General features: G+C 40.4%; 26 protein-coding genes and 1 tRNA gene. 15 read left to right on the top strand and 12 right to left on the bottom strand.

Annotation, left to right across the window (positions count from 1 at the left end):
* Window positions 1–55: 55 nt before the first annotated feature.
* From E2P86_RS17990 to E2P86_RS17970, 5 genes are all read left to right on the top strand, one after another.
* Window positions 56–3343 carry a S41 family peptidase gene (locus E2P86_RS17990; protein WP_134433948.1) on the top strand — a complete coding sequence of 1096 codons (3288 nt, stop codon included), beginning with the start codon at window positions 56–58 and terminating at the stop codon, window positions 3341–3343.
* A 136-nt stretch (window positions 3344–3479) separates the two neighbouring features.
* Complete coding sequence (locus E2P86_RS17985; RefSeq protein ID WP_166785219.1) at window positions 3480–4397, top strand: CPBP family intramembrane glutamic endopeptidase; 918 nt, start codon at window positions 3480–3482, stop codon at window positions 4395–4397.
* On the top strand, window positions 4378–4599 hold the full coding sequence (locus E2P86_RS17980; protein WP_085473442.1) for a putative signal transducing protein: 222 nt from the start codon (window positions 4378–4380) through the stop codon (window positions 4597–4599). Before E2P86_RS17985 ends, E2P86_RS17980 begins: the two co-directional genes overlap by 20 nt.
* Complete coding sequence (locus E2P86_RS17975) at window positions 4589–5398, top strand: phosphatidate cytidylyltransferase (protein WP_134433946.1); 810 nt, start codon at window positions 4589–4591, stop codon at window positions 5396–5398. Before E2P86_RS17980 ends, E2P86_RS17975 begins: the two co-directional genes overlap by 11 nt.
* Entirely contained in the window at window positions 5389–6051 is a 663-nt protein-coding gene (locus tag E2P86_RS17970) for a DUF2461 domain-containing protein (protein ID WP_134433945.1), read from the top strand. The genes E2P86_RS17975 and E2P86_RS17970 overlap by 10 nt, the downstream gene beginning before the upstream one ends.
* On the opposite strand, the gene E2P86_RS17965 is transcribed toward E2P86_RS17970, so the two are convergent.
* The gene (locus tag E2P86_RS17965) at window positions 6045–7241 is read right to left on the bottom strand and encodes an anhydro-N-acetylmuramic acid kinase (protein ID WP_134433944.1); all 1197 of its coding nucleotides are present in this window, start codon (window positions 7239–7241) and stop codon (window positions 6045–6047) included. The genes E2P86_RS17970 and E2P86_RS17965 overlap by 7 nt on opposite strands.
* A gap of 97 nt (window positions 7242–7338) precedes the next feature.
* On the opposite strand from E2P86_RS17965, the gene gcvH reads away from it, so the two are divergent.
* The gene (gcvH, locus tag E2P86_RS17960; protein ID WP_085473446.1) at window positions 7339–7719 is read left to right on the top strand and encodes a glycine cleavage system protein GcvH; all 381 of its coding nucleotides are present in this window, start codon (window positions 7339–7341) and stop codon (window positions 7717–7719) included.
* A gap of 69 nt (window positions 7720–7788) precedes the next feature.
* Here the strand turns inward: gcvH and E2P86_RS17955 are convergent, their stop codons facing one another.
* From E2P86_RS17955 to mqnB, 3 genes are all read right to left on the bottom strand, one after another.
* The gene (locus E2P86_RS17955) at window positions 7789–8544 is read right to left on the bottom strand and encodes a DUF6263 family protein (RefSeq protein WP_085473447.1); all 756 of its coding nucleotides are present in this window, start codon (window positions 8542–8544) and stop codon (window positions 7789–7791) included.
* A gap of 105 nt (window positions 8545–8649) precedes the next feature.
* A complete protein-coding gene (locus E2P86_RS17950) occupies window positions 8650–9636 on the bottom strand; it encodes a pyruvate dehydrogenase complex E1 component subunit beta (protein WP_085473448.1) in 987 nt (328 codons plus the stop codon).
* 136 nt (window positions 9637–9772) lie between these two features.
* Window positions 9773–10393, bottom strand: a complete 621-nt coding sequence (mqnB, locus tag E2P86_RS17945; RefSeq protein WP_134433943.1) for a futalosine hydrolase — start codon at window positions 10391–10393, stop codon at window positions 9773–9775.
* Between the two features lie 64 nt (window positions 10394–10457).
* Between mqnB and E2P86_RS17940 the strand changes: the two genes are divergently transcribed.
* The 8 genes from E2P86_RS17940 (at window position 10458) to E2P86_RS17905 (ending at window position 16688) form a co-directional block, all read left to right on the top strand.
* Complete coding sequence (locus tag E2P86_RS17940) at window positions 10458–10868, top strand: 6-pyruvoyl trahydropterin synthase family protein (protein ID WP_085473450.1); 411 nt, start codon at window positions 10458–10460, stop codon at window positions 10866–10868.
* Window positions 10869–10893: 25 nt separating this feature from the next.
* The gene (gene folE, locus E2P86_RS17935; protein WP_085473451.1) at window positions 10894–11526 is read left to right on the top strand and encodes a GTP cyclohydrolase I FolE; all 633 of its coding nucleotides are present in this window, start codon (window positions 10894–10896) and stop codon (window positions 11524–11526) included.
* 133 nt (window positions 11527–11659) lie between these two features.
* Window positions 11660–12295 (top strand): O-methyltransferase, encoded by a 636-nt coding sequence (locus E2P86_RS17930; protein WP_134433942.1) that lies wholly within the window; start codon window positions 11660–11662, stop codon window positions 12293–12295.
* 22 nt (window positions 12296–12317) lie between these two features.
* Window positions 12318–13061 (top strand): glucosaminidase domain-containing protein, encoded by a 744-nt coding sequence (locus E2P86_RS17925; protein ID WP_085473453.1) that lies wholly within the window; start codon window positions 12318–12320, stop codon window positions 13059–13061.
* A 7-nt stretch (window positions 13062–13068) separates the two neighbouring features.
* Entirely contained in the window at window positions 13069–13920 is an 852-nt protein-coding gene (locus E2P86_RS17920) for a glucosaminidase domain-containing protein (protein ID WP_134433941.1), read from the top strand.
* A gap of 62 nt (window positions 13921–13982) precedes the next feature.
* Window positions 13983–14744, top strand: a complete 762-nt coding sequence (locus tag E2P86_RS17915) for a hypothetical protein (protein WP_134433940.1) — start codon at window positions 13983–13985, stop codon at window positions 14742–14744.
* 6 nt (window positions 14745–14750) lie between these two features.
* Window positions 14751–15788 (top strand): DUF3078 domain-containing protein, encoded by a 1038-nt coding sequence (locus E2P86_RS17910; RefSeq protein WP_134433939.1) that lies wholly within the window; start codon window positions 14751–14753, stop codon window positions 15786–15788.
* A gap of 9 nt (window positions 15789–15797) precedes the next feature.
* Window positions 15798–16688 (top strand): N-acetylmuramoyl-L-alanine amidase, encoded by an 891-nt coding sequence (locus E2P86_RS17905; RefSeq protein ID WP_134433938.1) that lies wholly within the window; start codon window positions 15798–15800, stop codon window positions 16686–16688.
* A 55-nt stretch (window positions 16689–16743) separates the two neighbouring features.
* On the opposite strand, the gene E2P86_RS17900 is transcribed toward E2P86_RS17905, so the two are convergent.
* The 6 genes from E2P86_RS17900 to E2P86_RS17875 all read right to left on the bottom strand — a co-directional run bounded on the left by E2P86_RS17900 (window position 16744) and on the right by E2P86_RS17875 (window position 22918).
* The gene (locus E2P86_RS17900) at window positions 16744–18429 is read right to left on the bottom strand and encodes a sodium:solute symporter (protein WP_134433937.1); all 1686 of its coding nucleotides are present in this window, start codon (window positions 18427–18429) and stop codon (window positions 16744–16746) included.
* Window positions 18430–18534: 105 nt separating this feature from the next.
* A complete protein-coding gene (locus E2P86_RS17895) occupies window positions 18535–18732 on the bottom strand; it encodes a hypothetical protein (RefSeq protein WP_085473459.1) in 198 nt (65 codons plus the stop codon).
* Window positions 18733–18744: 12 nt separating this feature from the next.
* A complete protein-coding gene (locus E2P86_RS17890; RefSeq protein WP_240775542.1) occupies window positions 18745–21186 on the bottom strand; it encodes a PIG-L family deacetylase in 2442 nt (813 codons plus the stop codon).
* A gap of 399 nt (window positions 21187–21585) precedes the next feature.
* Entirely contained in the window at window positions 21586–21843 is a 258-nt protein-coding gene (locus E2P86_RS17885; RefSeq protein ID WP_085473461.1) for a DUF6952 family protein, read from the bottom strand.
* The gene (locus E2P86_RS17880; protein WP_085473462.1) at window positions 21824–22138 is read right to left on the bottom strand and encodes a thioredoxin family protein; all 315 of its coding nucleotides are present in this window, start codon (window positions 22136–22138) and stop codon (window positions 21824–21826) included. The genes E2P86_RS17885 and E2P86_RS17880 overlap by 20 nt, the downstream gene beginning before the upstream one ends.
* A gap of 147 nt (window positions 22139–22285) precedes the next feature.
* Window positions 22286–22918 carry a peroxiredoxin gene (locus tag E2P86_RS17875; protein ID WP_085473463.1) on the bottom strand — a complete coding sequence of 211 codons (633 nt, stop codon included), beginning with the start codon at window positions 22916–22918 and terminating at the stop codon, window positions 22286–22288.
* 193 nt (window positions 22919–23111) lie between these two features.
* Between E2P86_RS17875 and E2P86_RS17870 the strand changes: the two genes are divergently transcribed.
* A tRNA-Arg gene (locus tag E2P86_RS17870) sits at window positions 23112–23186 on the top strand.
* Window positions 23187–23594: 408 nt separating this feature from the next.
* On the opposite strand, the gene E2P86_RS17865 is transcribed toward E2P86_RS17870, so the two are convergent.
* The gene (locus tag E2P86_RS17865; protein WP_134433936.1) at window positions 23595–24149 is read right to left on the bottom strand and encodes a DUF4352 domain-containing protein; all 555 of its coding nucleotides are present in this window, start codon (window positions 24147–24149) and stop codon (window positions 23595–23597) included.
* 940 nt (window positions 24150–25089) lie between these two features.
* On the bottom strand, window positions 25090–25410 hold the full coding sequence (locus tag E2P86_RS17855) for a recombinase family protein (protein WP_134433935.1): 321 nt from the start codon (window positions 25408–25410) through the stop codon (window positions 25090–25092).
* Window positions 25411–25426: the final 16 nt, after the last annotated feature.

The raw sequence follows: 25426 nt of genomic DNA, 5'->3' as shown, positions 1-25426 counted from the left end.
ATGTGAAAACGAAGGAAACCCTTATTTTTGGGTGATTATCAGTTATTGATCTTACATGAACAAATCTTTTTCACGCATTTTAAAGACAATTGTCTTTTCAGGGGCGCTATTATCTGCAGCCCAAGCCCAACAAGAAACATTGCTACTACGCAGCCCTACAATCAGCGATAAGCATATCTCCTTTGTATATGGTGGGGATGTATGGATTGCCGACAAAAACGGTACGAATCCTCGTCGCTTAACAACAAATCCGGGAGTAGAGTTAAATCCAATCTTTTCTCCGGATGGACAGAGTATTGCTTTTACTGGAAATTATGATGGTAATACCGATGTGTATGTGGTTTCTATTTATGGAGGTGCACCTAAACGTGTAACGTTCCATCCTGCAGCGGATGTGGTACGCGGCTGGTTGAATAATAATGAAGTTTACTTCACGACGACACGTGAGTTTACGTATTCGTTAGGCTCAAGACTTTATAAAACATCTCTGAATGGGGAGTTTGCGGCACCGTTGATGATGCCTGAGGCTTATCAAGGAAGCCCATCCGCCGACGGTCGTTATTGGGCCTATATTAAGAATACAGATCCTACCGAGCGTGATCGTGTTGCTTTCAAACGCTATAGAGGAGGTGGTATGCCTTCCATATGGATTTTTGATACCCAAACGAAAAACACGGAAATTGTACCGGGATCTAATAGCAACGATGTGAAACCCGTATGGTTGGGAAGTAAGGTTTACTTTTTGTCTGATCGGGATAAAATTGTAAATATTTTTGCATACGATACTAAAACACAAAAGGTTGAAAAGATAACTGATTATAAAGATTACGATGTTAGAACATTAAGTGGTCGCAATAATGAATTAACGTTTGAGTACCAAGGTCGCGTACATATTCTAAACACAGATAATAAGAAGGTGAATACCTTGGCTATTTCTGTTCATACGGATGCGATGTATAAGCGTCCGCATTATGCAAATATGACGGAGTCTATCCGCGCCTATAACATCTCTCCTACCGGTCAGCGAGCTTTGTTTGAAGGAAGAGGTGAGATTTTCAGTGTACCGAAAGAAAAAGGTGACGCACGAAATATCTCCAATTCACCAGGTTCGCACGAACGTTATCCTAGTTGGTCTCCAAATGGCAAGTGGATTTCTTATATTTCAGATAAGAACGGAAAGTTTGAGCTTGTTTTGCGCGATCAAGAGGCGAAGGATGCTCCGGTATACATTTCGTTGGGCGAGACCGCTTATTACTTCCAACCAACGTGGTCTCCAGATAGCAAAAAGCTATTTTATAACGATGCTCATTTAAACTTGTATTATGTCGACATCGACAGTAAGAAAGTAACGTTGGTAGACAATGATCGTTTGAGCTCAATGACGGGGCGCACATCGAATCATTTCCAACCAGCCTGGTCTTATGATTCCAACTGGATTGCATACGTTAAAAGCTTGAATAACGGTGTTAGAACGTTGTTTATGTACAATGTAGACACCAAACAAAGCACCCAAGTTACAGATGGCATGAGTGCGGTAAATCAGCCTACATTTAGTAGAGATGGAAAGTACTTATTCTTTAGTGCAAGCACAAATACAGGTTTGACAAACTCTGGATTGCATATGTCGGCTTATGAGAAGAATGTAAGCTATAGCGCATATGCTTTTATTCTTTCCAAGGATACGCCATCGATTTTCAAGAACGAAAGTGATGAAGAGAAAGTTGTAGAGGAAAAAGTAGAGGGTAAGAAAGAGGAACCTAAAAAGGCGGATGATAAGAAAGATGATAAAAAAGAGGAAGGGAAAGTAAAAGATAAGAAACCTGCGGGCATTAAGGTTGATTTGGACGATATCAGCAATCGTATTGTTGCTCTTCCTATTCTACCAGGCTATTTTAAGCTTAGCGGCGCTACAGAAGGGATGTTAACGTACATGCGTGGCCGCTCTATCAGTGTTTATGATTTAAACAAGCTGGAAGATAAAGTTATCGTAGAGATGGCTAATGGTTTTGAAATCAGTGCGGATGGAAAGAAAATGATCTATAATGCTGGCCGAGACTTTTTCATCGTTAATGCTGGACAAAAGCCTGCGCCAGGAAACGGTAAAATCGAGTTTAAGGATATCAAGCAACTGGTTGATCCAGCAGCAGAATGGAATCAGGTTTTCAATGAAGTTTGGGCGATGCAGAAAGAGTTCTTTTATGTAGAGAATATGCACGGTGCAGATTGGAAAGCTATCAAGGCGAAATATGAAAAATTCTTGCCTTATGTGAGTCATCGCTCGGACCTAGGCTACCTATTGAATGAGATGATGGGAGAAATGGTTGTTGGTCATAATTACATTTATCCGGGAGATCAACCCTCTACACCATCAGTGAATACCGGGTCTTTGGGTGCTGATTTTAGTGTGGAGGCGAATGGATATCGCATCAACAAACTCTTTACGCGTTTAGATTGGAATCCTTCTTTCAAGGCACCTCTTTCCGAGCCCGGCTTGAACATTAAAGAAGGTGATTATATCGTTGCTGTGAATGGCGTTCCATTGACGAAAGACGTGAACTTGTACCAATTGCTGGAAAACACTGTTGGAAAGCAGGTTAGCTTAAAGATCAATGGCACAGCTTCATTGAATGGTGCGCGCGATGTTATTGTGCGTCCTGTTTCATTTAGCGATGAGGTTGAATTGCGTCGTATGGCATGGGTAGAGAATAACAGGAAGCGTACGGATGAATTGAGTAATGGACAAATTGCGTATGTCTACATGCCGAATACTGGGCAAGAGGGGTATACCTATTTCAATCGTTATTACTTTTCACAAATGGACAAAAAGGCCTTGTTAATGGATGAACGGAATAATGGTGGTGGTTCTGTTGCGGATTACGTGATTGATCTTTTATCTCGCGATTTGATCGCGGGCTGGAAGGTGCGTGATGGCAAAAGTTTTACGACACCAGGAAATGGTATTTATGGTCCGAAAGCGATGATTATCAATGAAAATGCAGGATCAGGTGGAGATATGATGCCATATATGTTCCGTTTCAAAGGTTTGGGTAAGTTAGTTGGTAGAACGACGATGGGTATCTTGGTTGGTATCTCTGGTTATCCGCCGCTATTGGATGGTGGTAGCATCACCTCTCCAAACTTTGGTGTTTTTGATTTAGATAGCAAATATATTATCGAAAATGAAGGTGTTGCTCCAGATGTATTTGTGGAACAAACACCAAAAGACCTATTGGAAGGTAGAGATCCGCAATTGGAGAGAACAATTCAAATCCTTATGCAGGAAATGAAGACATATCCATACAAGAATCTGAAAGATCCAAAAGACCCCAATCGGGTTAAATAATATAACGCTTAGCTTGCCTCCTTACGGCAAGCCTTTTATAGAGGTGTCTAAAGAGCTTTTTAGACACCTCTATTTTTATGTACGAGACCGACCTTTTGTATATACGTGGTAATTTATCTATGTTTAACCCATGAATATGGTAAATCCTACGAAAAGCAATCCCTGGAAAGACTTTCTTTTTCTCTTACTGTTAGTTTTTGTTTGCAGTATTGTCACACAAGTTCCTGCGGTAATAGTGGGTCTTTTTATAAGTGGTGACATTGAATCGGTATTGAAAAGTGGTGATTTGATGAGCGGAAACCCCGCGATGACCTACCTTTTGCTCGCCAGCAGCAGTATCGGTACCTTTCTCCTTCCGGCTTACTTCTTTCAGCGTATGCGTCGAGAAACAACGATCTTTCCGATGGAGCACCGGACAAACTGGTTATTCTACGTTTTAGCGATCGCCTTCATGCTGTCCTTTAGTCCACTGATGACGGCCATAGGTGCTTGGAACGAAGGAATGAAGCTCCCACAATCTTTGCAGACGATCGAAAGTTGGATGCGCACGCAGGAGGATAGTATGGCGGCATTAACGGAAAGTGTTGTTATGGTTAATTCATGGCCAATGCTATTTACAAATATATTGGTGATGGCCATTATCCCCGGGATTGCGGAAGAGTTGTTCTTTCGGGGTGCCTTGCAGCGGATTTTTGAAGATCTTTTGAAAAACAAGTATGCAGCTATATGGGTGGTCGCTGTTATTTTTAGCGCGATACATGTACAGTTTTATGGTTTCTTTCCGCGATTGCTATTAGGTGTTTTCTTTGGTTATATGTTGGTTTGGACCCAGAATATCTGGGTTCCTGTGCTGGCGCACATTGTTAATAATGCTATAGTAACGGTTGTTGCCTTCCAATACACACGGGAAGGGAAAAGCTATAGCGACCTGATGGAGGCCGAAAATTATCCATTTATTGCGTATATTGGCAGCTTAATTTTAAGTGTAGGGATTGCGTATTTGTATTATCGTTACACTGAAAAAAAACGAAATTATGGAAAAGAATTGGGTTAAGGTCGAAAGTTATATAGATGTCTTTGCAAGTGAGTTTGCTAAGCAATTGCTGGAGCAGAATGGTATAGATGCTGTCCTCTTGAACAAACAAGATTCGTCTTTGAAATTTGGTAAAATAGAGCTTCTTGTTCAAGAGGAAAATGTGGCACTTGCCAAGCAGTTGATTGCCGAGAACCAAGAGAAAGGAACGGATGAAAACTAGGGCCATAACGGGTTTTTTCTTTATTTTGGTTCTTGTTGGAGCTGTTTTATTAGGGCCTTATTCTTTTGTTCCTTTCTTTTCGCTGATTGGTTTATTAAGCGTTTGGGAGTTTTATCGTATTGTTGCCAGAAGTGATGTACAGCCTATGCGAATCCTGGGGGTTGGTTTTGCATTCATTGTCTTGGCTGTGGTTGCTACCTATGTTTTAGGTATTGCTCCGGCGCTTGTTTTGTTGGTCAGCATTGTCCCTTTCTTTTCGGTGTACATACTTGCGCTGTTCCGGAAGACCGTGAATCCGATAAATGACATCAGCTATACCTTGATGGGGGTTATTTATGCAGGTGTTCCTTTTGCTTTTTTTATTGCTTTAGGCTTCCTTGACGGCACGTTCAACCCGTATATTCCGCTAGGCTTTCTGATTTTACTTTGGACAAATGATACCGGAGCATATTTATCCGGACGCAGTTTCGGTCGCACCAAGCTTTTTGAACGTATTTCACCCAATAAAACATGGGAAGGTTTCGTTGGTGGCGTTGTATTGGCCGCTGTTGTGGGCTTGAATCTAGCGCAGTATTTTGATGGACTAACGCGCTGGCAATGGGTTGTTATGGCCCTTATTATTGGTGTTTTTGGTACGCTGGGTGATCTAGTAGAGTCGATGTTAAAGAGAAATGTTGGTGTAAAGGATTCGGGTAGCATTCTACCGGGACATGGCGGGTTCCTGGATCGTTTTGATGGGTTACTTGTTGCGGCCCCCTTGGTTTATCTGTTTTTAAAAGTATACGGACAATGCATATAGCGAAAGAGACCATGTCGTTCTTGCGTGAGCTGCGTGAGAACAACAATCGCGAGTGGTTTATTGCGAATAAAGACGCGTATGATAAAGCGCAAGCCAATGTAAAAGATTTTATAACGGCGCTTATCGCGGAGTTGACGACCTTTGACCCGCATATAAATAATGAAATTAAGGCTTCTAAATGCCTTTTTAGGATCTATCGGGATATTCGCTTTTCCAAAGATAAAACACCGTATAAAACCTGGTTTGCGGCAGGAATTTCGGTGGATGGCCGTAAATTGGATGGTCCGGAATACTATCTACATATAGGTCCGGAGAACAACTTTATCGCGGCTGGATATTGGCGACCTGAAAAACAACATTTAGAAGCGATTCGACAAGAAATAGATTACAACAGCGGAGAGCTGGTAAAGGTTCTTGCCGAAGGCGACTTTACTATAGCAGATTTATCGGTCGAAGATAAATTAAAACGTCCACCAGCCGGTTACACGGAGGACGATCCCAATATTGAGGTTTTAAAGTTGAAAAGCTTTATTATTCACCGTTCACTATCCGATGCGGAAGTAACGGCGCCGAATGCGTTGCAAAATATGGTTGGTATTACGAAACGTATTTATCCGTTTAAGCAGTTTATCCACCAGGCATTGGATCAATAAGGGAAGCTAATTTTGCCCATACAGGCCGCAGGAGAGTCTTTTATTCCCTTCAGGTTGTCTGGGCTACCCGCGACGGTTTCGTTTGCTAAGAGCGCAAATAAACAAGCTTCTTTCGCGTCAGGATCTATACCCAGGTCCATAAATGAACTTACTTTTGTTTCCGGGAATCCTTTTTTGATATTATCGACCAATAGCGGGTTGTGAAGACCTCCCCCACTAATATATATAGCCACATTGGTCAATCCAGCGGTGGCTTTTTTTATGCCGTCCACGATTGCTTGTGCCGCAAATTGATTTAAGGTCGCCATCACATCTTGTGGAGCAATCCCTGTCGTTTCGGATCGCTGTTGTGCAGCGGCTAAATAGTGTAAGTTGAAGAGCTCTGGTCCCGTCGTTTTAGGGAAATCTTCGCTTAAAAAAACTTCTTCAAACAGTGCGGCAAGTAATTCGCCGTGTACTGTTCCTTGCTTGGCCAATATGGCATCTTTATCCATTTCCTCTTGAAAGGTTTGATGCATGTACTGATTCATCATGGTGTTACCGGGGCCAAGATCGGTGGCATAAGCTTCTAAGAGCGATTCTGCGTTTGGCAAGAAGGTGAAGTTCGATATGCCGCCAATATTTAATAGAATCCTATTCTCGATGTCGTCCGTGAACAGCAAGAAGTCTCCGTATGCCGCCAGCGGAGCACCTTCTCCACCTGCGGCGATTTGTTTTTGACGGAAGTCAGAAAGTGTTATGATGCCTGTTTTCACGGCAATATGGTCTCCATCTCCGATTTGCAACGTACTATTTTGGTAGTTTTTGTCCTTCGTAAGACGCTGTGGAGCATGATAAACTGTTTGTCCGTGACTCGCGATCAGGTCGATATCCGCCGCTTTGATGCCCCATGTCGTTAATGCTGTGTTGATAAGATCACCGTGAAAGGTACCGATCAAAGCATTTAAGCCTGAAAACGTTTGCTGGTCGATTTCGCGCTTCGCAAATATGGTACGGACCTGTTCTTGAAAAGGACGCTCGTAGGGTAAGGTGATAAAGCGCTCTAGCGTTGTTTGCGTGTATATACCAGCGCCTTGAACACGACAGAGTGCAATATCGAGTCCGTCCAAAGATGTTCCCGACATCAGTCCAATAATATAACGAGTTTCCTTGTTTGCAATTTCGTAAAGTTTGGCTATCTGTGCGTTCATTTTACTAAAATAAGGCTAATATCATACGATTGCTTGAAAAGTTTAATTTTTTGTTAATGTCAAAGGATAATGATATTTTTGGGCAAAGAAAAATTATATGAATTTTCCAGCAGAATTAAAATACACTAAAGATCACGAATGGGTTCGTGTAGAGGGTGATGAGGCCGTTATCGGTATCACGGATTTCGCACAGCGCGAATTAGGCGATATTGTATTCGTTGACATCAACACTGTCGGTGAAGAAGTAGCAGCCAATGAAGTATTTGGTACGGTTGAAGCGGTAAAAACTGTTTCTGACTTATTTATGCCAGTTACATCTACAGTTTTGGCGGTTAATGATGCAATTGATGCATCTCCAGAATTGGTGAACTCGGATCCTTACGGTGACGGATGGGTTATTCGTGTTAAATTAGCGAATGTTGCAGACGTCGATGCTTTGTTATCTGCAGATCAATACAAAGAAGAAGTTAACGCATAAGTGCGTAAAAGTATAAAAAAAGGGAGATTCTATACGAGTCTCCCTTTTTTTGTGTCTTAAAGCCTAAGGTTAGTCTACCTGTAAGGTAATATCACTTTGAATCTTAGCACCTTGTACCTCAATTAATGTTTTTACCACACCGCTTTTGGTAAAATGTGTTTTCTTGTCTAGTGTATAAGTGGAGGTAATAGATCCCGCAGACTCTCCGTTTTGATCGTATAATTTACCTACCACATCGATGACGTAACCGTCGGCAGTTTCTTCGCGAAAGGTGGATGTCGTTTCCGTCTTAGAGAGGATTGGATTCTCTTCGATCTCTACGACATTGGTCCAGCTTTCTCCTGGTGCTACCGGTTTTTCAGGTAAAGAAGTCGTAATATTCGAAAAAGAAGCGCGGTCTAAACCTTCAGCCAGGTTCTCTGGTATTTGTACATCCAATGTCTTTCCCTTTTCTGATATTAACATGGTAATCTTTTGCCCTATAATCTTAGAAAACTGCTCACTCAGCATTTTTGCCATCTCGTCGGTTGGGTCTTCCTGTGAATTATAGCTCATCGTCATCATTCCGGCATCGATATCTACCTTAACAGATTTCGTAACATTCTCGATTGTGAAGTCGTTGTTTTCTTTTTTTATGGTGTTCATTAACATTTTCATGTTCATGTCCATGATGACACTTTGGGGACCATCAATATCGGTTTTCATCATCATATTGATCGTCATAGGTTTGCCAATCTCCGGATTCAGCTTAAAGTCGACAGCTTTTTGGGCAAAGGTCAATAAGCCGAGACAAACAGCTACCCCTGTCAGAACGTATCTTTTCATATTTTTATCGTTATCCCGTGAATATATAAAAAAATGAAATAACTAAAAGCAAAAAGGTCTCCAATACACGTATTGGAGACCTTTTTTTAAATATGGGGTAATTTCTTATTTTTTCAAGTAAGAAACCTCTTTGACAGCTTTAACAACTTTCCCGATACTTGGTAGAGATGCTTCTACTAATGTAGGCGCATAACCCAAAGGGACGTCCGCAGATGTTACACGGATAACTGGTGCATCCAAGTAATCAAACGCATTTTTCTGTACATGGAAAGCAATTTCAGAAGAAATAGAAGCCAAAGGCCACGCTTCTTCTACGACAACAAGTCTGTTCGTTTTCTTAACAGAAGTTAAAATTGCATCGTAATCGATTGGACGAACAGAACGTAAGTCAATTAGTTCAACGTTGATACCTTCTTTTGTAAGTTCTTCAATTGCAGGAAGAACGACACGAGGAATCATTTTACCAAAAGATACAATCGTTACATCCGTACCTTCTTTAACCAAGTTTGCTTTTCCGATAGGTAGGTAATACTCTTCTTCAGGAACAGGGCCTTTATCGCCATACATCACCTCAGACTCCATAAAGATAACTGGATCTGGATCGATGATCGCTGATTTCAATAATCCTTTTGCGTCGTAAGGGTTTGAAGGCACAACAACTTTTAAACCGGGCGTATTTGCATACCAGTTTTCGAAGTTTTGGGAGTGTTGAGCCGCTAATTGTCCCGCATTACCTGTTGGTCCACGGAAAACAATAGGGCAAGAGAATTGACCACCGCTCATTTGGTGTAGTTTGGCCGCCGCATTGATTACCTGATCGATTGCAACCAATGAGAAGTTGAATGTCATAAATTCAATAATCGGTTTAAGACCATTCATTGCCGCACCAACGCCGATACCTGCAAAACCAAGCTCAGCAATAGGCGTATCAATAATACGTTTTGCACCAAATTCATCAAGCATACCTTGACTTACTTTGTATGCACCATTGTATTCAGCGACTTCCTCGCCCATTAAAAATATTGTTTCATCTTTACGCATTTCTTCGTTCATTGCTTCACGAAGTGCTTCTCTGAATTGTATTTCTCTCATCAGTTGAAAAATTGTGTCTTTTTAAAGAATACGGCAAAACTACTATAATTTATTGATATTTCGTAGTGTCTGTCTGTCAAAAGTGCGCTATAATTGTCATTATTTAATAAGAAAAATGTGACAATGAATAACCGAATTAGCGGATATTAATAACGATTTCTTTTATAAAAGTGTTCAGGTTGGAGACTGCGGAGCGAATTTGCCAGGCGGCTCTGTTTCTTGGTTCAATGTAATTTGAAACGGCACGAAATTGCAGGACAGGTATTCCCTCGTTGTTTGAAACAAAGAAAACGGCAACACCTTCCATGGACTCAACAACATTTCCTGTCGGGTAATCCGATTGAAGTTGTTGGATACTCTCTCTTCGACCATGTACCTTATTAACGGTAATACCTTCTGCAGCTGGGACAGAGGGCAAGGTTAAGTTTTTACGCGGTAATACCTGTGGGTAAACAGATGTTCCGAAGCCAAGGGTTTCGATAGAAATAAAGGCGTCATTGTCCTCTGCCCCAAATTGAAATATTTTATCGTTTTGTATCTGATAGACCGTGCCTAATGTTGCTTTTGGGTCTAAAATGCCGCCAATCCCAACATTGATAACAAGATCATATTCTTTCTTCTGAAGGTGTTTGGTTAACGCATAAGTCGTGGCTAACATCCCCACGCCTGTTATGAGATAGTCGATCTCATACGCTTCGAAAAGAGGGATGGATGCAGTAATTTCTGGTTGTGTTGCTGCTACAAACAGTACTTTCATGGTGTTACGTTGGATTGTCGTGGTGAAGGTACTAAATTATACTTTTTAACAGTATCTTTGTTGCATGATTTACATCACTAGACGTGAAAGATTTAGCGCGGCTCACCGCCTCTTTCGTGAAGAATGGTCGCAAGAGCAGAATGAACAAGTGTTTGGCAATTGTTCCAACCCAAACTGGCATGGGCATAATTACGAGCTTTTTGTTACGGTCAAGGGAGACGTTAATCCGGAGACGGGTTTTGTGATCGACTTGAAGGTGATGAAACGTATTATCTTGGAACATGTAGTCGATAAACTAGATCATAAAAACGTCAATCTTGACGTCGATTTTATGGCGGGCAAAAAGGCATCTACCGAGGTAATTGCTATTGCCATATTTGATGTTTTGAAACCATGGTTTGCAAAAGAAAATGTAGTACTTCACTGCGTTAAATTACATGAAACAGAAAACAATTATGTCGAGTATTTCGGCTAATAAAGCATTATAAATAAAACTAAAAATGAGTAATCTAACACCTTTCGACGACGAAGAGCAGAACGGTTATATCAAGATCGATCAATATAACTCGAAACAAGTTGAACATATTGCAGGCCATTATCCTGATATATTGCGGGCCATTGGAGAAGATCCTACCCGTGAGGGCTTGATTAAGACACCAGAGCGCGTAGCAAAGGCTTTGCAATATCTAACACATGGTTACGATGTAAACGCAGCAGAACTGCTTCGTAGTGCTATGTTTGAAGAAGATTACAGCCAAATGGTTGTGGTAAAAGACATCGAAGTATACTCCATGTGTGAGCACCATATGCTTCCATTCTTTGGGAAGGCACATATTGCTTATATCCCGAATGGACATATCGTCGGGTTAAGTAAGATCCCACGGGTGGTGGATGCGTTTGCTCGCCGTTTACAAGTACAAGAGCGTTTAACCAATGAGATTCGTGACTGCATTCAAGAGACGTTGAAACCTGCGGGTGTAGCTGTTGTTATTGAGTGTAAGCACATGTGTATGGCGATGCGTGGTGTGCAGAAGCAAAATTCGGTAACCACCACATCCGCTTTTACGGGCGCATTTCAGAATGATGTTACACGATCTGAGTTTTTACGCTTGATTACAGCATCGTTACATTAAGCTTTTTTTACGCTAAAAAACGCTATGTATTGACCAATACATAGCGTTTTTTATTGTTTATTGATAGGCTTCCATTCATTAATTTATGTTAAAATTCTTTCCTTTTTAGGATTGCTTCGTTACTTTTGTTCTTATGCTTGAAAATGAAGATGCGTTACATGCTTATTTAGAAAAGACTTGTGACCCGGAGAATGAGCTTTTAAAGCGCATAAACAGAGAGACTTATCTAAAAGAGACAATGCCTCATATGTTATCCGGACATTTTCAAGGAAGAGTTCTTTCTATGTTGTCAAAGCTGGTACGTCCGAAACGTATTTTAGAAATCGGAACGTTCACAGGTTACGCAACATTATGTTTGGCAGAAGGGTTGGAAAAGGGCGGTTTACTGTACACCATTGATATCAATGAGGAACAAGAGGAGCGCGTACAAGGGTATTTCGATTCTTCTATTTATGGTGATCAGATTGATTATCGTATAGGAGATGCCGCAGATATTATCACGCAGATAGATGGAGGTTTTGATCTCGTGTTTATTGATGCCGATAAAAAGCGAAATCTATTCTATTTCGAAGCGCTTGTAGATCGTGTTCCTTCTGGAGGATTAATTTTGATTGATAATGTGTTGTGGAAAGGGAAAGTCTTGGATGAGAACCCCGATAGTCAAACAAAAAAGATAGTAGAGCTAAATGAAACATTGGCGAGAGATGAAAGAGTTGAGAAGCTCATTTTGCCAATTAGAGACGGGCTTTTTGTGTTACGCAAAAAGTAATTGTTGAACTAAAAGTAATATTATGCAAAAAACAGGTATTGGTAAATACATTCTTGTATTACTAATGTTTGTGTTCACTGTCAAGATGACAATTGCACAAAAATTTTCACCCAGCAGCTACATCGCTGAATACAAAGAGATGGCGCAGCAACTTATGACAGAAACAGGTGTTCCCGCATCTGTAATTTTAGCAGTAGCTATTCACGAAAGTGCTTACGGAAACAGTCGCATAGCAAAACACCTCAACAATCATTTTGGCGTTAAAGGAAGAAACAGTAGTAGAGCTATTCGTTCTGCATACAAAGGTTATTCTTCGGTTAGGGACTCCTATTTAGACTTTATTGATTTGTTGCAGCGCAGAAAGTCTACGAGTAGTCTTTTTGACGACCATTCGCAGGAAGATTATAAAAGTTGGGTACGCGGTATTGCACGCTCAGGGTATTCTACGACACGGGATTGGTCTTCTAAGGTATTGGCGACGATCAATCGTTATGATTTAGATGAGTATGATCGCGTTGAAACATTGGGAGAGACATCTGCCTTAGCCCAAACAAATGGTGCACCCAAAGAGGATATTCTCTTGGCGGAGATGAATAAGAACGCCACAGCCAATACATTTGATGTTTTGAATGTACTTGTGGTAAAGAAAGGGGATGATACTTTGACGGCATTGGTGAAGAAGTATAACTCGTCGACCGAGGTATTGAAAAAAAGAAGTAAATTAGCTTCTACAAAGTTATCGGTAGGCCAAAAACTATTGCTATAAGTAAAAAATGAAAAAAATATTCCTGTTGCTCCTGACGGTTTCAGTCTTTTTGGGCGCCTGTTCGTCGTCTAAAAAAGTTGTTTTAAAATCACCATCAGGCGGCAAAGGTGCTGTAACAGGAAAGACGGGTTCTACGTCGTCAAAAGGACAAAGCGGGGGAACAACCCAGTCCGGTAAGTCGTATGTGGAGCGTTATAAAACGATCGCTATCGAAGAGATGAATACCTATGGTATTCCAGCGAGTATTAAGCTTGCTCAAGCTATCTTAGAATCTGGGAGCGGAAATAGTTACCTCGCCCAGAATGCCAACAATCATTTTGGAATTAAATGTGGAGGGGTGTGGAACGGTAAATCTGTAACACGTCCTGATGATAATATAAACGACTGTTTTCGCGTGTATGATAATGCGGAGCAGTCGTTTAAAGATCATAGCCAATTCTTGCTCAGGAAGCGCTATGAGCGACTTTTTCTGTTGAATAAGAACGACTATAAAGGATGGGCTCGCGGATTAAAGGAAGCCGGCTATGCAACAAATCCAAGGTATCCTGAACTGCTCATCGATTTAATAGAGCGCTATGAGCTCTATCAGTATGACCGCGGAGAGAAGTCGTATGTCACGAAAGAGAAACGAGAAGAAAAGGTGGAATTACTTATTGCGCAAAAGGCTGTCGATGAACCGAAGGTAAATACGGAAGAAATCAAAAGTGCAGTGGCGATGGTTATCCATGAGGTAAAGAGCAGCGATACCTTATATGCGCTCAGTAAGAGATATAATGTTTCGGTCGATCAGATTAAAGCCTTAAACGGATTGTCTTCAGATAGCATTTCTGTGGGTCAGCTACTTGTTATCTCCAAGTAGTCAATTGTATAAAATTTGTTAAAAACACAAAAGTTATTATTCTTTCGTTTAGTTTTACAATTGTGAAAATTATACGGAATATCATACTGTGTCTTTTCTTGTATAGCTGTCCTGTTTTAGTTTTTGGGCAAGCTTTCACTGTGCAGGGAATTGTGTTTGACAAAGACAGTAATCAACGCGTGGGTAAGGTCTTTGTGAAAAATGAATCCACACGAGAGAACATCTTTAATAATGCACGAGGTGAATTTGAAATTAGCGTTAGTGTCGGTGATAAGATTGTTGCAGAAAAGGAAGGATTTTATGGTGACACGATCCTGTACACCGGGCAAAAGATCTTGCTTATTTATGTAGCGCGAAAAAGCATCTATATACCCGAAGTGCGTGTTGTGGCTCGGCGTTCTCCTGAGGAGATCTTAAAGCAGAGAAGAGAAGATTTTAGTAAGGCATACAAGCTTTCGGATCCGGGGAGTGTTTTTAGTGTTGGGCCCACCGGGGCGGGCGTGAGTATCAATGCTATTTATAGTTTATTTAGTAAAGAGGTAAAGCAGGCGAAACGGTTGACAAAGGTTATTCAACAAGAGTACGAACAGAATGTGATCGACTCTAAATTTACCCCCGATCTGGTTTCCAATTTAACGGGACTTTCGGGAGAGCAGCTGAATAATTTCATGATTAATTATCGTCCGACCTATTATTTTGTCCTAGCTGCCAGCCCGTATGATCTGACGTCTTATATCCAGAGCAAGTATGAAATGTTTAAATTAAATCCTAACTTGCGGCTTTTACCGAAATTACCCGATTTAGATTTAGAAGTTAATAATTAAGTAGACATGTTTAACAAAGTAAAGTTACTTCTTGTCCTGTTTGCCGCTAGTGGCTCAAGCATCGTTTCAGCACAGGTTGATTTAAAAGATCTCCGTGCAAAGCCCGACACCAGCATTGTAAACAGCAAAGATTCGCCAATGTCCAAGTTGAATAAATTGCACGTTCCTATTCCGAAATTAGATATGACAGTTGACTATTGGAAACACTGGACAAAATTTGGACTGAATGCGAACCAGGCTTCTTTTAGTGATAACTGGAGTGCAGGGGGAGTAAACTCGGTAGCATTGGGCGGACTGGCTTGGCATAAATCGGAATACAATAAGAATAATTTTCAGTTTGTGACGGAACTTGATTTGAAATATGGTAAGATCAAGAATAAGGATCAGCTGGCAAAAAAGAATAATGACCGAATTTTTTGGGATAATAAGTTAGCCTATAAACTCTCTAAAACATGGGCTTTATATGTTTCCTTGACCTTTGAATCACAATTTGATCTCGGATACACGTACGATAAGGATAGCGATGGGAAAGAGCGGGTTAAGGAGTATTGGTCTAGTTTTATGGGACCAGGATACTTTACGGAGTCTTTCGGTTTGGAGTATAAGCCGGATAATACCTTCTCTTTGCGTTTGGGTACAGGTACTGCCCGTCAGACATTGGTGTTGGATAGCCGGGTTAAACCCTTGACAATCGCTGAGTATGCTGAAAAATATCCTGAAAATAAACCGATCACAAAAGATCAAGAGAAATTTGGACTAAAACCAGGACAGTCTTTCCGGAATGACCTCGCTTTTCAGTTGACGGCGAACCTTGATAGAAACTTGGCAAAGAATTTGAACTTAAAAGCAAGGTACAATATGTTTGCCGATTATAAGGAGCTAACAGATCCAGATCATCGTTTGGATGCAACCTTAACGGCAAAGATAACGAGCTTAATCAATGTGTCCTTGTCGGGCATTATGGTGTACAACTCGGGTGAAGCATCCAAAATACAACATAGCCAGGCGTTGGCGATGGGCTTAATGTATACTTTGCCACGATAAATAATGTAGATGAGAGGAATTATCGGTTTATGTTTAGTGAGTGTATTTGTTAGTTGTGCAACCAAAAAAAAGGTAACGCCGCAACCCACGAAAGCCCCTATTATTGTAGTCGATAGTGCCAAAATAAAAGCGGAAACGGTTCAAGTTCCGCAAATACAGAATCAAGATCCTGAAGAGACGAGCCTTCCTGTAATTTTAACAACGGAAGATCGTGTTCGCCTGATGATGCGTGAGGGAATAAATAAGCAGGCAGATTGGACCGAAGCGATGCATTATGACCTTCGGAAACCGAATTATGTCATTATTCATCACACGGCACAGACCAGTATAGCGCAAACCATTCGTACATTTCAGGTGCCCCATGCAAAAGTATCTTCCCACTATGTTATTGGTCGCGATGGGCAAGTGGTGCAGATGCTGAATGATTATCTGCGTGCCTGGCATGCCGGACGATCTAAATGGGGGAATATTACCGATATCAACTCGATGTCGATAGGTATTGAGCTAGATAACAGTGGTAAGGAGCCTTTTTCAGAAGCACAGATCAGTACTCTGTTGAGTCTCTTGGACACACTGAAGACCAAATATCAGATTCCTTTTACCAACTTTATTGGGCACGCTGATATTGCTCCTACTCGGAAAGATGACCCCAGTGTTTTTTTTCCGTGGAAGCGACTTGCACAAAATGGCTTTGGCGTGTGGTACGATGAGTCAAACCTAGAAATGGTTCCAGAGAACTTTAATTATGTAGATGCGCTTCGTATCATTGGTTATGATGTAACGAACCTCAAGGCGGCTATTACTGCATTTAAGCGTAAATTTATTGTCGTGGATGTTTCGGACACGATGACTGCGTATGATAGGCGGATTCTATATAATGTATACCGACGCTATTTTTAGGTTAAGTAGTGAGCGTGTAAAGAGGTTATTAGGAAGGACTCAAGCACTTTTTGTTTTATACGGTCACTTTCCTGCGTTCTAATAGATACCCAAAGAGAATCACACAGATACAACCGACAAGGTTTAACCAGAGGTAGGCCAATACATCTGCTTTCCATATGGAGAAGACGACAATTTCTGATAGTATCGCGGCCCAAAACACAGCCTTCCCTCCTATTTTCTTAAAATAGAAAGCAACTAGAAAGATGCCTAGAATGGTACCGTAGAAGAGCGATCCCAATATATTTACCGCCTCCAAAAGGTTTCCTAGTTTACTGGCAAAGAGAGCGACAACTAACGCTGTTATGCCCCAAAAAAGCGTAAACAGACGAGAAGCCATCAGGTACGTTCTGTCGGTTCCTGTTTTATTAATGAATCGTTTATAGATATCGATTACAGAGGTAGATGATAAGGAATTGATCGCACTTGCTGTTGCGCCCATAGAGGCTAAGAAAATTACGGCGATTAGGAGCCCAATAAAGCCTTTAGGGAACGTGCTGGTGACAAAAGACAGAAAGACATAGTTATTGTCATTAAGCTCTACATCGGGGTTGTTCTTTTTCATAAGCGCCTCCAAATCTTTGCGGAGCTTCTGTCCTTCTATATTTTTCTGTTGTAAAGCTTCGCGTTTTACTTGAACGGCGGATTGGTCATCCTTTTTTAGTGCAACGGTTAAATCTTCTACAATGGCTGTTTTATGGGCACTTAATAGCTCATGTTGCGCCATAATACGGTTGTACTCCCCACGGTGTGCGCTGTTTTGTATTTTTTCTACCTCCACATTGTTGAAAAACAAAGGTGGTGTATGAAATTGATAATAGGCAAAAACGAGTACGCCAATAAGCAAGATACAGAACTGCATCGGAACCTTTAGCAGGCCATTCATCAGTAAGCCCATTCGTGACTCTCGTATGGATGCGCCAGTAAGGTACCGACCAACTTGACTTTGATCTGTTCCAAAATAAGAGAGCTGCAAGAAGAAACCACCGATTAGTCCAGTCCATACAGTATACTGGTTGTTGAGGTCAAAGCTGAGGTCAATGGCATTTGTTTTGCCTGATTTTCCTGCGATGTGTAAAGCATCTTTGAAACCAACATGTTCTGGAAGGAGCTCAATCACCATAAAACCGGCCGCAAATAAAGCCGTAAAAATAATTCCCATTTGTAATATCTGGGTGTATGATACTGCTTTAGTGCCGCCCCATACGGTATATAAGATGACCACACTGCCAATTATTAACGTGGTATAAGTAACATCTAGGTGCAGGATGCTGGACAGAATGATAGAGGGTGCAAAGATGGTGATACCGGTGGATATACCGCGCTGAATTAAAAAGAGAATGGCGGTAAGAACACGGGTTTTACAGTCAAATCGTTGTTCTAGGAATTCATAAGCGGTGTATACTTTAAGGCGATGGAAGATCGGAACAAAAGTAATACAGAGGACAATCATGGCTAAGGGGAGCCCAAAATAAAACTGTACAAAGCTCATTCCCGAAGAGTAGGCTAAACCAGGGGCTGAAAGGAAGGTAATGGCGCTCGCTTGGGTTGCCATAACGGAGAGGCCGACATTGTACCAAGGAAGCTCTCTGTCGCCAACGATAAACCCGTCGATATTTTTAATGCCACGACTTCTATACATGCCGTATACGACAATGAGTAGGAGCGTAAAAAAGAGTACTATCCAGTCAATAGTACTCATGCAAAATATCTAGTAAACCAGTACATGTATAAAATACAGACAACTAACCATGCGAACACAAGGATATAGAACTGGTTCCAGTTTTTAACAAAAGGAGGTAATCCCTTATCTGTCATGCGATTTGTGTGGAAGAAAAACGCTAACAAAGAAAATAGCGAATACTAAACCAACAATGATACCCGTAATGAAACCTAAAAATGTTCCACACGTAACAATTGAGATCAATCCACCAAAGATTGTTCCTAACAAAAGGATGATTCCTTTAGCATTTACAGTCTCGTTTTTTTCTACTTGATTTTCCATTATAAATATTCGTTATTGTTCTTTTGCTAACAAATTTACAAATAATCTATTAGCTCCGGCAACTCCGGCAGGCAATTGTCTGAAAAAAGATAAGGAAGTATAGACAAATTTGCCTTTTCCTTGGCGTTCTATCAGTAGTGACCCGCTATGTGGCGCTTCGTTACTGTCGTTCATCGATAGTGGTGTGCGATAGCGTGGCGCTATCTTTTCAGCGAAGTACAGCCCACGCTCTTGTATCCAGTGATCAAAATCCTTTTTTGTAATCTTGTTAGGGAAGTTTAAAGCAGGGTCTTTTGGGTCATTAAAACGTACTTCTGCATCTTCTTCCGTGACACGTGCGCGCGAAATCGTAAACCCTCGTGATGCAAAATCTGCTTCGGCAAGGTTTGAGTTTACGTTGTACTGTATTAGAGTTACCCCACCATTTTTTACGTATTCGTCGATTATGGGCATTTTTTGCGCTATATTTTTGTCGATATTCATGACTCGGACGCCCAGTACAATAGCATCATATTTTGAAAGCAAGGTCGGAGTGATATCAGGCGTTTTAATGAGGTCTACCTGTATACCTAGTTCGCGTAAAGCTTCTGGAACGCGGTCTCCTGCCCCCATAATGTATCCTACTGTTTTTACAGGGTTAATGATGTCAATCGGTTGTAAACGAATCTTGCCCTCTGGAAACCATGTTTGGGTTGGAATATGTGTATAAGCAATTTCGCGAACGGCTTTCAAAGGTTTGCCATCTATTGAAAAAGATAAGAGTGAGGGTTCTGGTTGCAAGGAGGTGTTGGTCAAATCAAATTCCTGTGTAAGCGTTGGTTGATCTGCTTTAAAGTTTAATTTGATTTGTGCTGGAGAGATAGTCCACCCTGTTCCTTCAATTTGCGCCTCTATGTTTTTTTGACTATCTAGGTTTGCTTGATTCAAAAAGGTAACTGTTATTTTCTTGCGTTCTCCTTTTTGGGCAAGTAGAACAGGTTGATCCAAGCCGACAGCAATTGCAGGTCTTACCTGAACATACTCATGCACGTCGCCACGTACCGGGTCGAGGTATTTATATTGCAGTGGCTCAACAAGTGGAATTTCAATTCCGCCAATCTCTAGCAGGATATTTACAGCCGGCAAATCAGGGTTCATTGGAAAGCCGAAATTAGCGGGAAGAACCTCAAATTTCCCCAGTGTGTGCGGTTTGGCTAACCAATAGGGCTGTGTATAGGTTTGTTGTGCCAGTTGTCCGTTGAACTTAGTTACACTATTTCCGACAAGCGTCTGCTGTATATTTTCGCCGTTGATATAGGAGATGCAAGCTTGTGTGTTGGGGTTACGAACAATAATTTCCGCTCGAAAAGGAATACTTTCCCCTTGTGTGTAATATGGTTTTTCGACGAGGGCTTCGACTTTCATTCCTGCACAAGCAAGCAATAGGCTTTCTACTTCTTTGGTTTTTCTTTCTTTCCAATAGGTGTTGTCCAGTTTTTGGATCAGGTGCCATATTTGCGCGAGTTGGGGTATTGCCCCCGCAGGGTTGGTCGGATTATATGTCTCTACCAACCTGTCGATTGCCTGTTGAACAGGTCGGCCACCAGGTATACGTGTCCAGCTGATATCTATTTGATCAAATAGATCTTGTTTGGCTACAGCGCCAGCGACATGTTCGAACGATTCAATAGTTTGTCCGTTCGTTGCAGCCGACCCAAACCCTTGGCTCTTATGCTGAGAGCGGCTTAAGGCCGATAATTCGCCGTAAGAATGGCCTAATAGTGGATTAAACTGACCAATATCAATTTTTAGCTGATTAGGGCTGTCTCCCTGCATACGCATAAAGTTTGCGGTGTTCCAAATTAGACGCTTAGCTTGCCAAGGCTGTAACTCTACTAGTTGCTCTGGAAATGCATTTGGATCAGCCGCTGCATCGAAGGCTTTACGTGCTAACATGGCCGAAGCTTGGTGGTGCCCATGGCCGCCACGTTCATCGGGTGGAAAGCGTGTAATGATAACATCGGGTTGAAGTTTACGGATAATCCAAACCGCCTCACGTAATACTTCGTGCTCATTCCAAAAGCGAAAAGTTTCGGCATGCGTCTTGGAGAAACCAAAATCATAGGCCGATGTAAAGTATTGTTCGCCACGATCGATTTTTCGTGCTTGCAGCAGTTCTTGTGTCCGTATAAGTCCCAGCTCTACCCCCTGTTCGGTTCCGATGAGGTTTTGTCCACCATCTCCCCGAGTTAGCGAGAGGTAGGCTGTGCGTACTTTCCGCTCGGAAGCGAGGTAAGCAATCAATTTTGTATTCTCATCATCAGGGTGGGCCGCAAAGTACAGCACAGAACCCAAGGTGTTGAGTTTTTCCATTTGCAGTTGTATGTCGGCGGCATGCATCGGTCGGTTGGTCTGGGCCAAAGATTGCATGATCATTAGACCATAAAAGCACAAGCTGAAATATCGTTTTTTCATCCGTAAATAAATGTTTATAAGCGTTCATCTTCCTGCCTCAGACTTTACGTTCGGCAGTGGCGGTTCCTGAAGATAAACTTACATAAAAAAATAGGCAACAGCTATTTTGTAAAAGCTGTGAAACAATAAGGGGAATCAAAAAACTTTGATTCCCCTTACCAACAATTAAAAATCTTTGTCTAAAACTTCACATACAACCCCTTGAATTTGTGAAAACATGAAGTGATACTCGCTGATAGTTTTAAAAATAGTAACCTTTAGTACTAGTAAAAATAGCGTTAATAAGTTTTAAAAGGTACGATATTGAAAAAAAACTTTTCCACACTCCCTGAGTTTTAAACAGCAGGGTTATACGGGAAAAGTTTTAATGTGCGTTTATCGTCGCGAGAACGCTGAATATTACTGGTCTATCGATCCTAATACCCTTTTCATAAAGTCATTTAAAGCTTCTTTTTTTGGGGTACCTTCTTTTATTAGTTTGTCCACCTCCACGGCCCCATACAGGTTCGATATAAGTTCACCGATAACATCGAGCTCTTCATCTTTTAATGCGGGTGATTCCGTTAATGCTTCTAATGTTTCAATCGTTTCATGGACAAAATCTACATCATTCTGTTCAATGAAATCAAGCAGGTGTTTAATTACTGGTAGCTTCATTTAATAAGTCGATTAAACCGTCAATTTTATTTGTTTGTACCTGGTTCACAAATTTTCCGTCTTTGAAAGCGGCAAAAGTGGGCAGGTTGTTTACATTCGCCAACTGGCGTGATTCTGGAAATTTCTCTGCGTCCACAATCACAAAGTAGACATTTTCATTTTCTGTCGCCATTTTTTTGAATTTTGGCTTCATAATTCGGCAGTTACCACACCATGATGCGGCATACTGTACCATCACTGTTTTATTGCTGTCAATAACCTCTTGTAGGCTATCAGTCTCTAATTCATGTAACATAAGATCATTTTTCTTTAAAGTGGAACGTACTACTCGCCCCGGAAATGGGCGGATTTCTACAGGCTGTTTGCCTTTTCTCGGAGCTTGTTTAAGTAGGTTGTTACGTGTTTCTAGCGAACACGTAACAACCTCTTTGTGTATTAGAAATTAGTTTGCAGATAGGTATGTAGCAACACCTTCGCGGGTAGCATTCATCGCATCTTTACCTTCTTCCCAGTTAGCAGGACATACTTCACCGTGTGTTTGAACATGTGAGTAAGCATCTACTAAACGGATATATTCTTTTACGTTACGTCCAAGTGGCATATCGTTTACTGACTCGTGGAATACTTTTCCAGTCTCGTCGATTAAGTAAGTCGCACGGTAAGATACCGCTGATCCTTCAACCAAAGTACCGTATTCCGGGTGCTCAACTTCTGTCATTTCTAAAATACCTAACACGCTAGATAGGTTACGGTTTGTATCTGCAATAATTGGGTACTCAACACCTTCGATACCACCATTATCTTTCGCTGTATTTAACCAAGCAAAGTGTACTTCTGCGGAGTCACAAGATGCACCCACAACGATTGTGTTACGTTTTGCAAATTCTGCAGCTGCTTCTTGGAATGCGTGTAATTCTGTAGGACAAACGAAAGTAAAATCTTTAGGGTACCAGAAAAGTAAAACTTTCTTGCCTTCGCTTTTTGCTTTTTCAAAAATGTTAAGCTTGAAGTTGTCACCTAAATAATCAATAGCATCAACTGTAATGTTTGGAAAATTTTTACCTGTAAAACTCATAATATTATATATTTTTTCTTTTCTTGTGTGTTACAAATTTACGACTTTTATTAGTCGAAAGCCAATCGAAAGGCTCTATGAGTTATTGTTAAAATCTATTACGTGATTAATGTGACTATCGATAATGATTATATAAAAAAAAGAACAAAAAGTTTACATTTGTAATGCTTTCGAAAAGAGTAACGTAGCTTTTGGCCCCGTAGTTCAACGGATAGAATAGATGTTTCCTAAACATTTGATAGCAGTTCGATTCTGCTCGGGGCTACCATCTTTAATGAAAATCCGCGAAATCTTTAAAACTTCGCGGATTTCTAATTCTTCCCATACAAAGTCCCAGACATCTTCAAACTTTGTGCAATCAAATAGATTTGACTGACAAGAAATTTTGAGACTTTTTTCAACGTCTAAGATTTTTAGAATTTTTCTTAATACATTAACGCTCGAAAGTTAGGCAATATAATGAGCCTCCAAATTGGGTTAATAAATCACAGTTTATTGTTTCGACCTTATAATCTTTGTTAAATTAGTGTGGTATCATAAACCGAACGTTTTTAAATCCAAAGTGTTTAAGAAGCGTCTTTATTTTCCTTTTTTTAGGAGAGCATTTTAAAACGACTTCATCGTAAATAATAGGATAATATTACCCATCATAAGTATTTATATTTTAAGTTTAATTTTAATTTATCTCCCCCAATTCAATGAGGTCGTTTTTACTCGCTCTTCCAGGTCTATAGTATGCTTTCCCGACAATTTCAGCCGGGATTTTATATACGAGATTGGTAGTTCTTGAAGTTAAGGGGTTAATTTGGTCTAGCATTAATCCCCATCCTTTGAGAGCTATCATTTCTGATCTATCGTATTTGTATTCCTTTCCGTTGTAATTTATTAACACCTCGCCATCTGTAAGCATCCTACTTTCATCATCTGTGTTTTTAAAAGTTACATTTATTATTAGATAATGAATTCCGTCCTCTTTGGGCAAATCTGCAAATTGGTTACCTGTGTTGACGAGTTCTTCAATTCCTACGCTGTTTATGGTAACGTCAAAATATTTAGTGGATAATGGCTCTCCTATTTGAGTGGATTTAGAATCAGTATTTATATTGGATTCAGTATTGGATGAACTTTTATCTTTATTGCTGCTATCGGTATCTTTGCTGCCATAGGCGATAAAGATAAAAAATACGAATGCGACAGCTGATTTAATAGTGTTTTTAAACTTTCTGTTCATGTCTTTTGGAAGTTGTAAGTGATTGATTTGTTAAATAATAAGAAAGGGGACGTCCCTCCGATAATGTAAAATATAAGGTCCCATAAATCAAAAGTTCCAATAATAAGTCCAAAAAATTGACCGATTTCGGAACCAATTGCTACAACAGGGGTTATGATTATCCACCCGATATTTTGCGTAGATATCTTTCCACTCCATAGATGAAGTATCAAACATAAATAAGAAAACACCCATAAACCATCAGGAAGGGAAAATAAGATGTATTCTGGAATATAATGGTATAAAGGGGTGGTGATAGTTCTTATAACATTTGTAGATTCATATAGTCCGACATTTTCCAGCCATTCGAATACTTTTAGTGAAGGGGAACGAAAAAGAATATAAATTAGACTCCCTAGTAAGAGACTCCCTAAGGTCCAAAATAGAAAGCTAGATTGACATATATCTGCATATGGTCTACTACGCATAAATTAATAAATTTATTTTGCTTTCGGTCCCCTAAGCAATTTCGTTATATTCTACTGTTTGTATTTATCTAGAGCAAGTATGCTCAAAAAAGAAGCGTGGGACTAATCTATATTTGTTTACCACGTTATTACATCACCAAACACTCTTACTCCAAATAAGAATAGCCCACGCAAAACGTGAGGATTAGTCTTATTATTCTGAGGGTAATTCAACAATTTGGCGATTTTGATAAACCTGAATAATAGCAAACGCTACATGTGTTTTAATTTAAACCTCTCCTGTTTTTATATATCTATACTCTGTTTTCGTAAAAATACCAATTAATATTCCTTTCATCAAGATTTTTCTGTGTTCTAACTTTGGAAGAGAATCTGGGCTCGATTTTGTTGGAATTGTTTTCCTTTTCGGGACCTAAAAACCAATCTCATTTAGTTCGTTCATAACCCTGTAGAAAAACTTCCCTTCCTTACATTTACAGTATTAAAGATCCTGACTTACTATTGTTTTGATCTTTTAATGTCTTGTTAGTGCGGATTTCTAAACTTTTCGTTCTCGTTTTATCACTCAAGTTTTGTAGAGAGCTTAATACTTTTTCCTGTTTTTTCAATTCGGCCAGTGTGGATTTTGTTCTTGCCGTTATTCTTTCTCTTTCATCTTGAGCTAATACATTCATTATACCAGTGGTTACTGCATTAGCGTTATATATATCACAGCATACGAAATCTATTTTATTATCTCTTAGTGTGAAGATGAATGCTGCATTCCGACTTAATCGATCAAGTTTTGCAGTGATTAAAGTCGCTTGAGTT

The organism is Sphingobacterium psychroaquaticum (genome assembly GCF_004421025.1).
GTDB lineage: Bacteria > Bacteroidota > Bacteroidia > Sphingobacteriales > Sphingobacteriaceae > Sphingobacterium > Sphingobacterium psychroaquaticum.
The sequence above is the reverse complement of the archived record's forward strand: the minus strand, read 5'-3'. Positions and strand labels throughout refer to the sequence as shown.